Source organism: Pseudarthrobacter equi (genome assembly GCF_900105535.1).
Taxonomy (GTDB): domain Bacteria; phylum Actinomycetota; class Actinomycetes; order Actinomycetales; family Micrococcaceae; genus Arthrobacter; species Arthrobacter equi.
Map to the genome: position 1 here is coordinate 3,550,327 of NZ_LT629779.1, position 12,120 is coordinate 3,562,446.

Genomic DNA, 12,120 nt, shown 5'->3' on the forward strand with positions numbered 1-12,120 from the left:
ATAGGGTCTTGACACGCTCTTCATGGTACATGAGTCTTGTTATGGGACACGCGTCCCATAAAGTTTCCCAAGGCATCGAGGCGAGCAGCATGGAAACGGAAAATGCGTCATCATCCCTGGTCCGTCAGCCCGGCGAAGGACCACGACGCTGGTTCTACGGCGGCGGAGTGCACACCTGGAAGGCCAGGCAGGAGGAGACGGCCGGCGCGTTTCTGCTCTTCGAGGACGAGATGGCCCTGAATAAGGTCACCCCGCTCCACACCCACCCAGATTCGGATGAAACCCTGTACGTTTTGGCCGGTGAAATCCTCGTGAACCTAGCCGGCACGGAGCACCGGATCGCCGCTGGCGGCCTGGCCATGGCACCACGCGGCCTTCCCCACGCCTTCAAGGTTTTGCAAGAGGGCACCCGAATTCTTTGTCTGCAGACACCCGGCAGTGCGCAGTCCTTCTACGACGGCGCCAGCGAGCCCCTGTCCAATTCTGATGACCCCAACGGTTCAGGCCTGGTGGACTTCAGCCGGATTCGGGCATCCGGCCAGGCCCACGGCGGGATCGAGATCATTGGGCCGCCGCCCTTCGCATAGCCGTAGCGGCTAGCTGTTCCCGGCAATTCGGCCTTCGGCGAGGAATCGCCCCCGCCGCATGATGAGCCGTTCCAGGTAGCGTCTGAGGACGAGGCGTTCGACGACGCGGCCCACGGCACCGCGCGGGGCACTGAACTCCACCCGGTCCGTCATGATGCTGCCGGTGGCCGTGGCTTCAAAGTCGTGGACGTGCCGGAAGGCCTTGAAGGGGCCCTTCACCTGCTCGTCCGTGAAGCTGCGGGGGAAGTCCAGATTCGTGACCCTGCTCGTCATGGTGAGGGGGACACCGAAGTGCCGTGCCCGCCAGGTAACCTCCTGGCCGCTGCCGATCAGTCCTTCGGTGATTCCCGCTACGGCCTGCTCCCCCGAGGTCCGCTGGGAATCCACGTGCAGGTCGATGCTGCGGGCCCGGTCGAACAGCTGCTCCACTGGAAGCGCGGACTCGGTGCGGCACACGAAGCTGACGGTCATGGCGCCAGTCTGCCATTCTTCCCGGCCAGCTTGGGCCCCGCCGTAGGGCACTTTGGCGAGCTTCGGCGTCGTATTGGCCTGGTTCCCCGGCGTGTCCGTGTCGAAGTGCCCCGGTTTGCCGGTGGGACCGGCGGTGGAGCTGCGCCAGGGAACAGCAGAGCCCGACGGCGGGAGGTCGCCGTCGGGCTCGTGCGGTGCGTTGGGAGGGTGTCGGGTCAGCGGGTGCTGCCGGCCAGAAGGCCGCGGCGGCGCAGGAGACGCTTCTCAATGGGCGCGAACACCAGCAGTTCGATCAGGATGCCGACGCCGAGGATGAGCAGGATCGCGGACATCACCACTGTCATGTCGGACAGCGCCCGGCCCTGGTCGAGCAGCGAGCCGAGGCCGAAGCCGATGGTGCCGCCCACTGCGATGATTTCCGCGGCCATGAGGGAGCGCCAGGAGAAGGCCCAGCCCTGCTTGAGGCCGCCCAGGTAACCAGGCAGCGCGGCCGGCAGGACCACCTGCAGGGCCATCTGCAGCCGGTTGGCGCCGAGGACGGTTCCCACCCGGCGGAACTGCGGCGGGATCTGGTCCACACCGGAGATCAGCCCGTTGATGATGGAGGGGATGGCGCCCATGAACACCACGAAGTAGACGGTGGCGTCAGTGAGGCCGAACCAGATGATGGCAGCGGGGACCCAAGCAACCGACGGCAGCACCTGCAGGCCCGAGATCAAGGGGCCGAAAGCCCGGCGCAGCGGCGCCACCTGAGCCAGCAGCAGTCCCACGGGCGTGGCGATGGCCACCGAGATCAGGAACCCAACCAGGCCGCGCTGCAGCGAGGTCCACATGGCTTCCTGCAGCTTGCCTTCTGACCACAGGACGCCCATCTGGCCCGCCACATCCAGCGGGCCGGGAACCAGGTCGCGGCGCTTGACGCCCAGCGACACGTAGAACTGCCAGACGAGCACCAGGACCACCAGGGCGGCCACGGGCAGGAGGATGCGGCTCCAGTCCACCCGGTGCTTGCGCTCGGCGTCGGACTGCAGCGAATCGAGCCCCGATTCGAGCTCCCGGAGGTCCTCGTTTCCGCTCGAAGACCTTGTCAAAGCGGCATGCACGTGAGGTGACGAGGGCGTAGCGCCGGATGCCGCCCTGGGAGTGGCATCGGGCCTGTCGGAGCCGGACGCTTCGTCCGAAGGACGAAAGCCGTCCGGCGAAGGGGCGGGGGCGGCATCCGGCGCGGAGCCGGACAGGAACTTACTTGGCATGGCGGCGAATCTCCTCACGCAGCCGGGCGGTGATGACCCCGGTGAGCTGGCCGGCGAGCCCGGCGTCGGTTCGGTGTTCCTCGGTGACGTCCCATTCCTGGACCACGCGGCCGGGGCGGGAGGAGAGCAGCAGCACGCGCTGTCCCAGCCGGACAGCCTCGCGGACGTTGTGGGTGACAAAGACGATGGTGCGTCCGGTTTCCTTCCAGATGCGTTCCAGCTCGTCGTGCAGCAGGTCGCGGGTGATGGCGTCCAGGGCGGCGAACGGCTCGTCCATGAGCAGCAGCTGGCGGTCCTGGGCGAGCGAACGGGCCAGTGAGACGCGCTGGCGCATGCCGCCGGACAGCTCGTGCGGCCGCTTGTCCCCCGCCGTGCCCAGGTGGACCAGTTCCAGGAGTTCCTGTGCCTTGGTGCGCCGGTCGGCCTTGCCCACGCCGCGCAGTTTCAGTGCCAGCTCGATGTTTTCCCGGGCCGTCAGCCAGGGGAACAGTGCGGCGTCCTGGAACATGAAGGCTGCGCCGTCGCTGGGGACTTCGAGGGCGCCCGACGACGGTGCCTCCAGTCCCGCGATGATGTTCAGCAGGGTGGATTTGCCGCAGCCGGACGCACCGAGGAGGGCGACGAACTCGCCTTTCCCGATGTTGGCGTTGACGTCGTCCAGCACCGGGGCGCCGTCGCCGAAGCGCTTGCCCAGGTTTTCCAGTACGACTGGCATGGTGCCGTCCTTAGGTAGTGGGGTGGTTCAGTCCTGGCCGAGGCCGGCTGCTGAAATCTTGCTGGTGCCGGTGGCAGCGGCAACCTCGTTGAGGGCGCGGAGGTCGAATAGCCCGCTGAGGTCGGCCTTCTTGGTGGTCCCTGCTTCGACGCCGTCCTGCAGCAGCCGGGGGTAGCTTCCGGCCAGCGGGTCCAGGGTGAAGGTGATGTTGGCCAGCGAGCGGGCCAGGACGTCGTCGGCGAGTGTGGCACCGGCGGACTCCTGCAGGCCCGCGTTGATGACACTGGCCTTCTCGGCCTCCGGAGCTTCGTTGAGCCAGGCGACGGACTTTGCGTGGCCGGCCAGCAGTGCCTTGACGGTGTCGGGGTGGTCGGCGGCGTACTTCTGGTTGACGATCAGGATGGTGGTGGGGAACTCGCCGGGCTTGCCGGTGCCGGTCCCGTCCCACAGGTCCTTCTCATCCACCAGGACCTTGGCGCCGGCCTGGAGCACCAGGCGTGAGGCCCACGGCTCAGGCAACCACGCGCCGTCGAGCTTTCCGTCCTGGAACAGCTTGAGGGTCTGGGCGTTGTCCGTGGGGTTGATGGCGACGTCGCCGCTGCCGTCCACATTGGTCTTGTAGCCCTGCCCGGAGAGCCAGGCGCGGAGGGCCACGTCCTGGGTGCCGCCCAGTTGCGGGGAAGCGAGGGTCTTGCCACGGAGGTCCGCGGCGGAATCGATCCCCGGCTTAACCACCAATTGGGCCCCGCCTGCTGCCGCGCCGGCGATGACCTTCACGGACTGGCCGGAGCTCTTGACGAAGGAGTTGATGGCCGGGTTGGGGCCGATGTAGGCAGCGTCGATGGCCCCGGCATTCAGCGCCTCGATGGCGGCCGGGCCGGCGTTGAACGATTCGGTGCTCAGCTGGGTGCTGCCCAGGGCTTCGGCGAGGAAACCCTTCTTGATGCCCACCAGAGCGGGGGCGTGCGTCACATTTCCGAAGTAGCCGAGCTTCAGCGCAGCTGCCGGCGTCGGTTCGGCTGCCTGGGCCTCGGTGTTGCGGGCAACGGAGGACGCCACCACGGCGCCGACGGCGATCAGCAGGACCAGCCCGATGGCCAGGGCGGCCTCGATGGCACGCTTGCGCTTGGGAACAGCGCTTTCGCCTGCCACGATGCGGGTCATCCCGGGCTTGGAACTAGTCATTGTTTCACCATAGGGAGTGGCCCAAAGCCGTTCAATGGAGCCTCAACGGAGGGTCACGCAGGTTCATGCGGCGTCATATTCGGCCGCACCGTCACCGGGTTTTGACGCGCCGGCTGCCCTTAACGTTGACCAACCGGCGCAGCTTGTGCCGCACCGCGACGGGGCCGGACGCGCCCAGACTCCGCGGTTCCCGCATCCTGGCTCCGCGGCTAACGTGGCATCAGGGCAACAGCCACAACCGGCCGCCGCCGGACGCCGGAAGGAGACGCAACATGGTGAACGTGCAGACCCGGATCCACATCGACAGGCCCCGCGCCGAAGTGGCGGACTTTGCTGCCAACCCGGACAACGCCCCGCAGTGGTACGTGAACATCCACAGCTCGCAGCGGCTCACCGGCGGGCCCTTGGGCGTTGGTTCGAAGGTGGCCTTCAACGCCGCGTTCATGGGCCGGGAGCTCAGCTACACCTACGAGTTCGTGGAGTACGTCCCGGGCGGGAAGCTGGTGATGCGCACCGCGCAGGGCCCGTTCCCCATGGAGACCACCTACACCTGGGCGGACGACGACGGCGGCACGGTCATGACGCTCGGCAACACCGGGAGCCCCTCGGGTTTCCCGCGGCTGGCCGGGCTGGTTATGGCACCAATGATCCGCCGCCAAACCCGGAAGGACCTGCAGAAGCTCAAGTCGATCCTTGAGCGGCGGCAGTAGCCCTCCCGAAACGACAAAACCGCGGCTTGTTCGCAAGACCTAACCTTGAAGGCCGGGTTTTGCGAACAAGCCGCGGTTTCATTGCGGAACCTAGATGCTGTAGCGCTCGTCCTCGTGGTCGCCCGGGTGGTCCTTGACCAGGCCGGCTGCCAGCGTGTTGCCGTCCAGCGGGTCGATTACCAGGAACGCACCGGTGCGGCGGTGGTGCAGGTAGTTCTCCAGCGGCAGCGGCGCGGCGAGCCGGAGCTGCGCGTGGCCAATGTCGTTGAGTTCCAGGCTGGAGGCGCCCTCAAGCTTGAAAGAGGCCAGGTCCAGTTTCCCGGAAACGCTGCGGACCAGCGCCTGGACGGTGCGGGTCCCGTGCTTGACCAAAACCTTCTGGCCCTCACGGAGTGGCTTCGGCGACAGCCAGCACAGCGCTGCGTACAGGTCTGCGGTGGCTTCACGGACGGTGCCTGCCGCGGCGATGGTGTCACCACGGGCGACGTCGAACTCGTCAGCCAGGCGGACAGCCACGGACTGCGGGGCGGCGGCTTCCTCCAGGGACTTTCCGGCGAAGTCGATGCCCACCACGGTGGTGGTGCGAGGGGCCTGGCCCGGCGTCAGCACGGATACCTGGTCCCCCACCTTCACGGAGCCTTCGGTGATCTGGCCGGCGTACGCACGGTAGTCGCGGTAAGCCTCTACGTCCAGGCCGGCTGCCACAGCGTCGGGAGCCAGCGCACCCTGCGGCCGGACCACCAGCTGCACCGGGAAGCGGAAGCTCTCGAGGTGGCTTTCCAGCTCATCGGCGGCGGGCAGGGTTTCCAGGACCTCCAGCAGCGCGGGGCCGGTGTACCAGGGGGTGCGCTCCGAGCGCTCCACCACGTTGTCGCCGTCGAGGGCGGACACGGGAACCACCAGCAGGTCGCTGATTCCATCGGAACCCAGGCCCAGTTCGCGGCCCACCTGCTGCACATCGGCTTCGATGTCGCGGAACACGGACTCACTGAAGTCCACCAGGTCGATCTTGTTGACGGCCACGATCACGTGGGCCACGCGCAGCAGCTGCAGCACGGACAGGTGCCGGCGGGTCTGCTCCAGCACGCCCTTGCGGGCGTCGATGAGGACGACGACGGCATCCGCGGTGGACGCGCCGGTCACCGTGTTCTTGGTGTACTGAACGTGCCCGGGGCAGTCCGCCAGGATGAAGCTGCGGCGGTCGGTGGCGAAGTAGCGGTAGGCCACATCAATGGTGATGCCCTGTTCGCGCTCGGCGCGGAGACCGTCGGTCAGCAAGGCGAGGTCGATGCCGCCCTTTTCGCCCCCGAAGCCGCGGTCCGCGGACGTGCGGGCAACCGCGTCGAGTGTGTCAGCGAGGATGGCCTTGGAATCGTGAAGGAGGCGTCCCACCAAAGTGGACTTGCCGTCGTCGACCGATCCTGCGGTGGCGAAGCGGAACAAGGTGGTGGGCAGGTTCTCGTTGATTGAGCCCGCCGGGATCTCAGAAATCGTGGTCATTAGAAGTACCCGTCCTTCTTGCGGTCTTCCATGGCGGCCTCGGAGATGCGGTCATCTGCTCGGGTGGCGCCACGTTCGGTCAGGGTGGAGGCGGCAACTTCAACCACGACGTCGGCCACGGTGAAGGCGTTGGACTCGACGGCGCCGGTGCAGGACATGTCGCCCACGGTGCGGTAACGGACGGTCTTGGTGATGATGTCCTCGCCGTCGCGCGGCTGGGAGACCTCGCCCACTGCGCGCCACATGCCGTCGCGGGCAAAGACTTCGCGCTCGTGGGCGTAGTAAAGGCCGGGGAGCTCGATGTTCTCGCGCTCGATGTAGCGCCAGATGTCCAGCTCGGTCCAGTTGCTGATGGGGAACGCGCGGACGTGCTGGCCCACCGTGTGCCGGCCGTTGTACAGGTTCCACAGCTCGGGGCGCTGGTTGCGCGGGTCCCACTGGCCGAACTCGTCGCGGAGGCTCAGGATGCGCTCCTTGGCGCGGGCCTTGTCCTCGTCGCGGCGGCCGCCGCCGAAGACGGCGTCGAACTTGTTCTGCTGGATGGCGTCCAGCAGCGGGACGGTCTGCAGCGGGTTGCGGGTGCCGTCGGCGCGCTCGGCAAGCTCGCCACGGTCAATGAACTCCTGGACGGAGCCGACGACGAGCTTCAGTCCCAGGCGCTCCACGGTGCGGTCGCGGAAGTCGATGACCTCGGGGAAGTTGTGGCCGGTGTCCACGTGCAGCACGGGGAACGGGACCTTGCCCGGCCAGAAGGCCTTGGTGGCCAGGTGCAGCATCACCACGGAGTCCTTGCCGCCGGAGAACAGCAGGGCGGGCTTTTCGAACTCGGCAACAACCTCGCGGATGATGTGGATGGCCTCGGACTCGAGGGTGTCCAGGCTGGAGAGTCGCGTTGAGACGGCGGAGTCAGTCACCTGGGTGGTCTCCTCGGTTAGTGAAGTGCTCATACGTGTAGTCCGCATTCTGTCTTGTCGGAGTTCGCCCAGCGGCCGGCGCGGGGATCCTCGCCGGGTGCCACCTTGCGGGTGCAGGGCTGGCAGCCGATGGAGGGGTATCCCTGGGCGAGGAGCGGGTTGACGGGCAGGAGGTTGTCTTCGGAGTATTCGACCAGCTGGTCGAAGGTCCAGGCAGCCATCGGGTTGACCTTGACCAGGCCGTTCTTGTCATCCCAGCTGACCAGCGGCGTGTTGGTGCGGGTGGGGGCTTCGTCGCGGCGCACGCCGGTGAACCAGAGTTCGTACCCGGCCAGGGTGCGCTGCAGCGGCGCCACCTTGCGGAGGGCACAGCACTGGGCGGCGTCGCGGGCAAACAGGTCCTTGCCCAGCAGCCGGTCCTGCTGCTCCACGGTGGTCTCCGGAAGGACGTCCACCACGTTGACGCGGAGGTTTGCAGCCACCTCGTCACGCGTGGCGTAGGTTTCCGGGAAGTGGTAGCCGGTCTCCAGGAACAGGACGTCGACGCCGGGCATCTGGTCCGCGACCAGCGCCGGCAGGACGGCGTCGGCCATGGAGCAGGCCACGGAAACGGCGGGCAGGTCGAAGTTCCGCTCCACCCAGGCGATGACGTCGCGGGCGGGGGCGTCCCAGCCGAGCTCGGCGGCGCCGGCTTCGGCGAGGGCCTTCAGTTCTTCCTTGGAGCGCAGCTTAGGCGCTGCGCTGGCCACCGTGGCCTCGACCTGGGCCGAAGCCTCGGCCGGCGCAGCCACGGGGTCAACTCCGAGTGCGTGCTTGGACATTACTGCAGTGCCTCCTCGTCTGCTGCGTGGGCCCACTCGGCGAAGGTCTGGCCTTCGGCACGCTGGGCCACGAACGTGCGGACCACGCGTTCCACGTAGTCGGGCAGGTCGTCAACGTACACCTTGAGGCCGCGGACCGTACGTCCCAGGCCGGCCTCGCCGCGTTCGTTGGATGCCAGCCCGCCGCCCAGGTGGACCTGGAATCCCGGGGAGGGATCGCCGTCGGGCGTGGGAAGCATCATGCCCTTCAGGCCAATGTCTGCCGTCTGGATGCGGGCGCAGGAGTTGGGGCAGCCGTTGATGTGCAGCGACAGTGCCTGCGGCAGTTCACCGGACGTGGCCAGGTCCCCCAGGCGGCGTTCCAGCTCGGCCACGGCGGTGGCAGCGGTGTGCTTGGTCTCCACGATGGCAAGCTTGCAGTACTCGATGCCGGTGCAGGCGATGGTGCCGCGGCGGAACACGGACGGGCGGGCGGACAGGCCCAGCTCGTCCAGTTCAGCCACCAGCGGCTCCACCTGGTCCTTCTCGACGTCCAGGACAACGAGCTTCTGGTGCGGGGTGGTGCGCAGGCGGTAGGAGCCGCGGGCCTCCAGGGTGTTCGCGAGCTTGACCAGGCCCGAACCGGACAGCCGGCCGGCCAGCGGGGTGGCGCCGATGAAGAACTTGCCGTCCTTCTGCTCATGCACGCCGATGTGGTCGCCGGGGGTGGTGGGCTTTGGCGCGGCAGGACCGTCGGCCAGTTTGTAGCCCAGGTATTCGTCCTCGAGGATCTGGCGGAACTTCTCCGGGCCCCAGTCGGCCATCAGGAACTTCAGGCGGGCCTTGGTGCGCATGCGCCGGTAGCCGTAGTCGCGGAAGATGCTGGTGACGCCGAGCCACACATCGGCAGCTTCTTCGGGCTTGACGAAAGCACCCAGGCGCTTGCCGAGCATGGGGTTGGTGGACAGTGCGCCGCCGGCCCACAGGTCGTAGCCGATGCCGAGTTCAGGGTGTTCCACGCCCACCAGTGCGAAGTCGTTGATCTCGTGGACCACGTCCTGGCTGGGGTGGCCGGTGATGGCGGTCTTGTACTTGCGGGGCAGGTTGGACAGCAGCGGGTTGCCGATGAACCGCTCCCCCAGCTCGGCAATCAGCGGGGTGGGGTCGATGATCTCGTCCTTGGCGATGCCCGCAACGGGCGAGCCCAGGATGACGCGGGGCACGTCGCCGCAGGCCTCGGTGGTGGACAGGCCAACACCTTCAAGGCGGTTCCAGATCTCGGGGATGTCCTCCACCCGGATCCAGTGCAGCTGGATGTTCTGGCGGTCGGTGAGGTCGGCAGAGTCGCGGGCAAAGTCCACGGAGATCTGGCCGATGACGCGCAGCTGCTCGGTGGTGAGCGCGCCGCCGTCGATCCTCACGCGCAGCATGAAGTACTTGTCTTCGAGCTCGTGCGGCTCAAGGGTTGCGGTCTTGCCGCCGTCGATCCCGGGCTTGCGCTGGGTGTAGAGGCCCCACCAGCGGAACCGGCCGTGCAGGTCCTGGCCGGGGATCGCGTCGAAGCCCTCTTTGGCGTAAATGGTCTCGATACGCTCGCGCACGTTCAGGCCGTCGTCTTCCTGTTTCCAGGTTTCGTTGGCGTTCAGGGGCGTCTTGCCGTCCACTTTCCACTGCCCGTGCGGCTTTGCAGCGGGGCGGGACGGGCGGGCGGGGCGCTTGGAGGCAGCGGAGTCCGCGGACGCTCCGGCTAGAGCTGTATCAGTCATGCAACGACTGTAGGTCCCGCTCGAATAGCGTCACAAAGGACCGGAAATGCGAGGTCACCTAGGGAAATATTTCGTCACGAAACGCCGCAGGGCCTTGAACAAGCCACCCTCCTGTGCATTTGCAGCCGGTCCCGGCGGGGTTTCTTGGGGGGCTTGGGCTGCTGTTTCGGCCGGCGCATGGGCGGCCGCTTCACGGGCTTTTTCGACGGCGGCGTCGTACCTGTCCAATGCAATCTCGGCGAGCACGCGGGACGGGAGCAGTGGCTCGGTGATGACGTCCGCACCCGCCTTGCCCAGCTGGTCGTGGAAGAAGCCCGGCGCCAAGAGGTAGGAGGCGATCACTACCCGCCCGCCGACGTCGACCGCTCCCGCGGACTCCCCCGCGCCGGCACCCCCGTCCAGCTCCTCGCGAAGCATCGCGACGGCGTCGGGCACGGACGGCTGGGCGGAGGCACCGTAGGCGGCCACCATCCGGTTGGACCGCAGCTCCCGCAGCTGGCCGAGGAGTTCCTCAACGCTGACGGCGGCATTGGGGTTGGAGGAACCTGCGGCCGCCAGGACAATGACGTCGTTATCCGTGGTGCCTGCCTCGCGAAGCCTTTGGTCCAGCAGCTGGGCCAGCCGGGGGTCCGGGCCCAGGGGCGCGGCCGCCGCACTGCCCGGGCGGCTCTTCACGGCCCGCGCAATGTCCACCTTCACGTGGTATCCCACGCTGAGCAGCAACGGCACCACCACTGCCGGTTCCCCCTCAGGCAGGCCTGCCACCACGTCCACCAGATCCGGCTCCTGCACATCGACGTAGGCTTCGCGGACATCGAGTCCCGGCCGGAGCCCGGCAATGGCGGCGCGCAGGGCGTTGACCTCGGCCGCTCCCTGGCTACTGGACGTCCCGTGGGCACAGGCGATCATGATGGGGCTGTTCATAGGGGCTAGCGTAACGTTGGAGCCGCCCCGTCCGCCCTTCTTGAATTACCTGGACCTTTGATGACCTTCGCCTTTGACAACGCCCCGGTATGGCTGGATCTGCTCGGTGTCTTCTTCTTTGCCGTGTCGGGCTCGCTGCTGGCCGCGCGGAAGCACATCGACATCGTGGGTTCCCTGCTTTTGGCCTCGCTGGTGGGGCTCGGCGGCGGCGTGATCCGGGACATCATCCTCAACAGCGGCCCGCCGGCGGCGTTCACCACGCCCGCCTATCTGGTGCCGCCGGTGCTGGCCACAGCCCTGGTGTATTTCCTGTTCCCCAGCGTCCAGCGCTTCACCTCCATGCTCACGCTGTTCGACGCCGGCGGCCTGGCCCTGTTCTGCATGACCGGAACGCTCAAGGCACTGGCGGTCGGCATGAACCCCGTGGCGTCAGTCCTCCTAGGGGTCACCACCGCAGTGGGCGGCGGGCTGCTCCGCGACGTCACGGCCAATGAGGTGCCCGAGCTGTTCAACCCGAAATCCATCTACGCGCTGCCGGCCTTCGTGGGGGCAGTGATGACCACCGTGCTGTGGCTCCTGGGCGTCTTCAACGTCCTGACGGCAGCCGGGGTGGCCGCCGTGGTGTTCACCTTCCGGGTGCTGGCGTGGCGCCGCTCCTGGCAGGCACCCCTTGCGGTCAATGGGTGGCACCGGCGGGGCAAAGACAGCAACTTCTAAAGCCCCGGGGACGCCTGCGGTGGCATTTTGGCAGGCCCGGAATTGGCTAGGATATGAGCATGACTGACATGTTCCTCGAGAAGTTCCGCGCGCTTGTTCCAAAGTATCTCGAGGACGAATGGCAGGAAGAGGACGGCCTTGACGCCGAGGAGCTGGACAAGGCCCTCGCCGACCACCAGTTCCAGATCCCCCTGGTCCTCCGCGAGTTCTACCTCGCCGTGGGTGGCTGCGAGGACCTGATGGAGGCCTACCACTACTTCTGGGACCCGGACGAACTCGAAGTCGATGACGAAGGCTTCCTGATGTTCCTTGAGGACGAGGAAGAGGAATACACCTGGGGTTTCCGCACCGGCGACCTCAGCGTCCCCGACCCCATCGTCTACCGCCGCAACAATGCCCGCGGCCAGTGGAAGTCCGAAGAGGGAACCTTCTCCGAGTTCGTGTTCGACATGTTCGAGTGGGCCTTCGGGGACGAGGAAGACTAGAGCCTTCCTTTCGTCCGTTGACGCAAATGCGTCACTTATGGACCGGATCTTGGCGAGTGCCCCTGCGTTTGCAGGGGCACTCGCCGTTTAAGC

The 12,120-nt window shown here is 67.1% G+C and carries 13 protein-coding genes; 4 read left to right on the forward strand and 9 right to left on the reverse strand.

Annotated elements, in window-relative coordinates:
* The first annotated feature begins 89 nt into the window (after positions 1-89).
* Positions 90-587, forward strand: coding sequence for a cupin domain-containing protein (locus BLT71_RS16155; protein ID WP_091722252.1), 498 nt, complete (start codon positions 90-92; stop codon positions 585-587).
* Between the two features lie 9 nt (positions 588-596).
* On the opposite strand, the gene BLT71_RS16160 is transcribed toward BLT71_RS16155, so the two are convergent.
* The 4 genes from BLT71_RS16160 to BLT71_RS16175 all read right to left on the reverse strand — a co-directional run bounded on the left by BLT71_RS16160 (position 597) and on the right by BLT71_RS16175 (position 4,190).
* The gene (locus BLT71_RS16160; protein WP_091722254.1) at positions 597-1,058 is read right to left on the reverse strand and encodes an SRPBCC family protein; all 462 of its coding nucleotides are present in this window, start codon (positions 1,056-1,058) and stop codon (positions 597-599) included.
* A 215-nt stretch (positions 1,059-1,273) separates the two neighbouring features.
* Positions 1,274-2,311: an ABC transporter permease gene (locus BLT71_RS16165; RefSeq protein ID WP_231994315.1), complete on the reverse strand. Its 1,038-nt coding sequence runs from the start codon at positions 2,309-2,311 to the stop codon at positions 1,274-1,276.
* On the reverse strand, positions 2,301-3,026 hold the full coding sequence (locus tag BLT71_RS16170) for an ABC transporter ATP-binding protein (protein ID WP_056075674.1): 726 nt from the start codon (positions 3,024-3,026) through the stop codon (positions 2,301-2,303). Before BLT71_RS16170 ends, BLT71_RS16165 begins: the two co-directional genes overlap by 11 nt.
* Before the next feature lie 27 nt (positions 3,027-3,053).
* The gene (locus BLT71_RS16175) at positions 3,054-4,190 is read right to left on the reverse strand and encodes an ABC transporter substrate-binding protein (RefSeq protein ID WP_091722258.1); all 1,137 of its coding nucleotides are present in this window, start codon (positions 4,188-4,190) and stop codon (positions 3,054-3,056) included.
* A gap of 293 nt (positions 4,191-4,483) precedes the next feature.
* Between BLT71_RS16175 and BLT71_RS16180 the strand changes: the two genes are divergently transcribed.
* Positions 4,484-4,921 (forward strand): SRPBCC family protein, encoded by a 438-nt coding sequence (locus BLT71_RS16180; protein ID WP_091722262.1) that lies wholly within the window; start codon positions 4,484-4,486, stop codon positions 4,919-4,921.
* Positions 4,922-5,011: 90 nt separating this feature from the next.
* Here the strand turns inward: BLT71_RS16180 and BLT71_RS16185 are convergent, their stop codons facing one another.
* Genes BLT71_RS16185 through BLT71_RS16205 form a run of 5 tightly spaced genes read right to left on the reverse strand, consistent with a single transcriptional unit; the run spans position 5,012 to position 10,825 of the window.
* Complete coding sequence (locus tag BLT71_RS16185; RefSeq protein WP_091722264.1) at positions 5,012-6,421, reverse strand: sulfate adenylyltransferase subunit 1; 1,410 nt, start codon at positions 6,419-6,421, stop codon at positions 5,012-5,014.
* On the reverse strand, positions 6,421-7,368 hold the full coding sequence (cysD, locus tag BLT71_RS16190) for a sulfate adenylyltransferase subunit CysD (RefSeq protein WP_091722267.1): 948 nt from the start codon (positions 7,366-7,368) through the stop codon (positions 6,421-6,423). Before cysD ends, BLT71_RS16185 begins: the two co-directional genes overlap by 1 nt.
* The gene (locus BLT71_RS16195; RefSeq protein ID WP_231994316.1) at positions 7,365-8,156 is read right to left on the reverse strand and encodes a phosphoadenylyl-sulfate reductase; all 792 of its coding nucleotides are present in this window, start codon (positions 8,154-8,156) and stop codon (positions 7,365-7,367) included. Before BLT71_RS16195 ends, cysD begins: the two co-directional genes overlap by 4 nt.
* On the reverse strand, positions 8,156-9,901 hold the full coding sequence (locus tag BLT71_RS16200) for a nitrite/sulfite reductase (RefSeq protein WP_091722268.1): 1,746 nt from the start codon (positions 9,899-9,901) through the stop codon (positions 8,156-8,158). The genes BLT71_RS16195 and BLT71_RS16200 overlap by 1 nt, the downstream gene beginning before the upstream one ends.
* A 54-nt stretch (positions 9,902-9,955) precedes the next feature.
* Positions 9,956-10,825, reverse strand: coding sequence for a sirohydrochlorin chelatase (locus BLT71_RS16205; RefSeq protein ID WP_091722271.1), 870 nt, complete (start codon positions 10,823-10,825; stop codon positions 9,956-9,958).
* A gap of 60 nt (positions 10,826-10,885) precedes the next feature.
* Between BLT71_RS16205 and BLT71_RS16210 the strand changes: the two genes are divergently transcribed.
* Both BLT71_RS16210 and BLT71_RS16215 read left to right on the forward strand, forming a co-directional pair.
* Positions 10,886-11,542 (forward strand): trimeric intracellular cation channel family protein, encoded by a 657-nt coding sequence (locus BLT71_RS16210; RefSeq protein WP_091722274.1) that lies wholly within the window; start codon positions 10,886-10,888, stop codon positions 11,540-11,542.
* A 59-nt stretch (positions 11,543-11,601) separates the two neighbouring features.
* On the forward strand, positions 11,602-12,027 hold the full coding sequence (locus BLT71_RS16215) for a hypothetical protein (RefSeq protein WP_091722276.1): 426 nt from the start codon (positions 11,602-11,604) through the stop codon (positions 12,025-12,027).
* The last annotated feature ends 93 nt before the right edge of the window (positions 12,028-12,120 follow it).

Coding starts and splice junctions, on each gene's coding strand:
- BLT71_RS16195 (WP_231994316.1), bottom strand. CDS start 8,156: ATGTCCAAGCACGCACTCGGAGTTGACCCCGTGGCTGCGCCGGCCGAG.
- cysD (WP_091722267.1), bottom strand. CDS start 7,368: ATGAGCACTTCACTAACCGAGGAGACCACCCAGGTGACTGACTCCGCC.
- BLT71_RS16215 (WP_091722276.1), top strand. CDS start 11,602: ATGACTGACATGTTCCTCGAGAAGTTCCGCGCGCTTGTTCCAAAGTAT.
- BLT71_RS16175 (WP_091722258.1), bottom strand. CDS start 4,190: ATGACCCGCATCGTGGCAGGCGAAAGCGCTGTTCCCAAGCGCAAGCGT.
- BLT71_RS16165 (WP_231994315.1), bottom strand. CDS start 2,311: ATGCCAAGTAAGTTCCTGTCCGGCTCCGCGCCGGATGCCGCCCCCGCC.
- BLT71_RS16180 (WP_091722262.1), top strand. CDS start 4,484: ATGGTGAACGTGCAGACCCGGATCCACATCGACAGGCCCCGCGCCGAA.
- BLT71_RS16160 (WP_091722254.1), bottom strand. CDS start 1,058: ATGACCGTCAGCTTCGTGTGCCGCACCGAGTCCGCGCTTCCAGTGGAG.
- BLT71_RS16205 (WP_091722271.1), bottom strand. CDS start 10,825: ATGAACAGCCCCATCATGATCGCCTGTGCCCACGGGACGTCCAGTAGC.
- BLT71_RS16170 (WP_056075674.1), bottom strand. CDS start 3,026: ATGCCAGTCGTACTGGAAAACCTGGGCAAGCGCTTCGGCGACGGCGCC.
- BLT71_RS16185 (WP_091722264.1), bottom strand. CDS start 6,421: ATGACCACGATTTCTGAGATCCCGGCGGGCTCAATCAACGAGAACCTG.
- BLT71_RS16210 (WP_091722274.1), top strand. CDS start 10,886: ATGACCTTCGCCTTTGACAACGCCCCGGTATGGCTGGATCTGCTCGGT.
- BLT71_RS16155 (WP_091722252.1), top strand. CDS start 90: ATGGAAACGGAAAATGCGTCATCATCCCTGGTCCGTCAGCCCGGCGAA.
- BLT71_RS16200 (WP_091722268.1), bottom strand. CDS start 9,901: ATGACTGATACAGCTCTAGCCGGAGCGTCCGCGGACTCCGCTGCCTCC.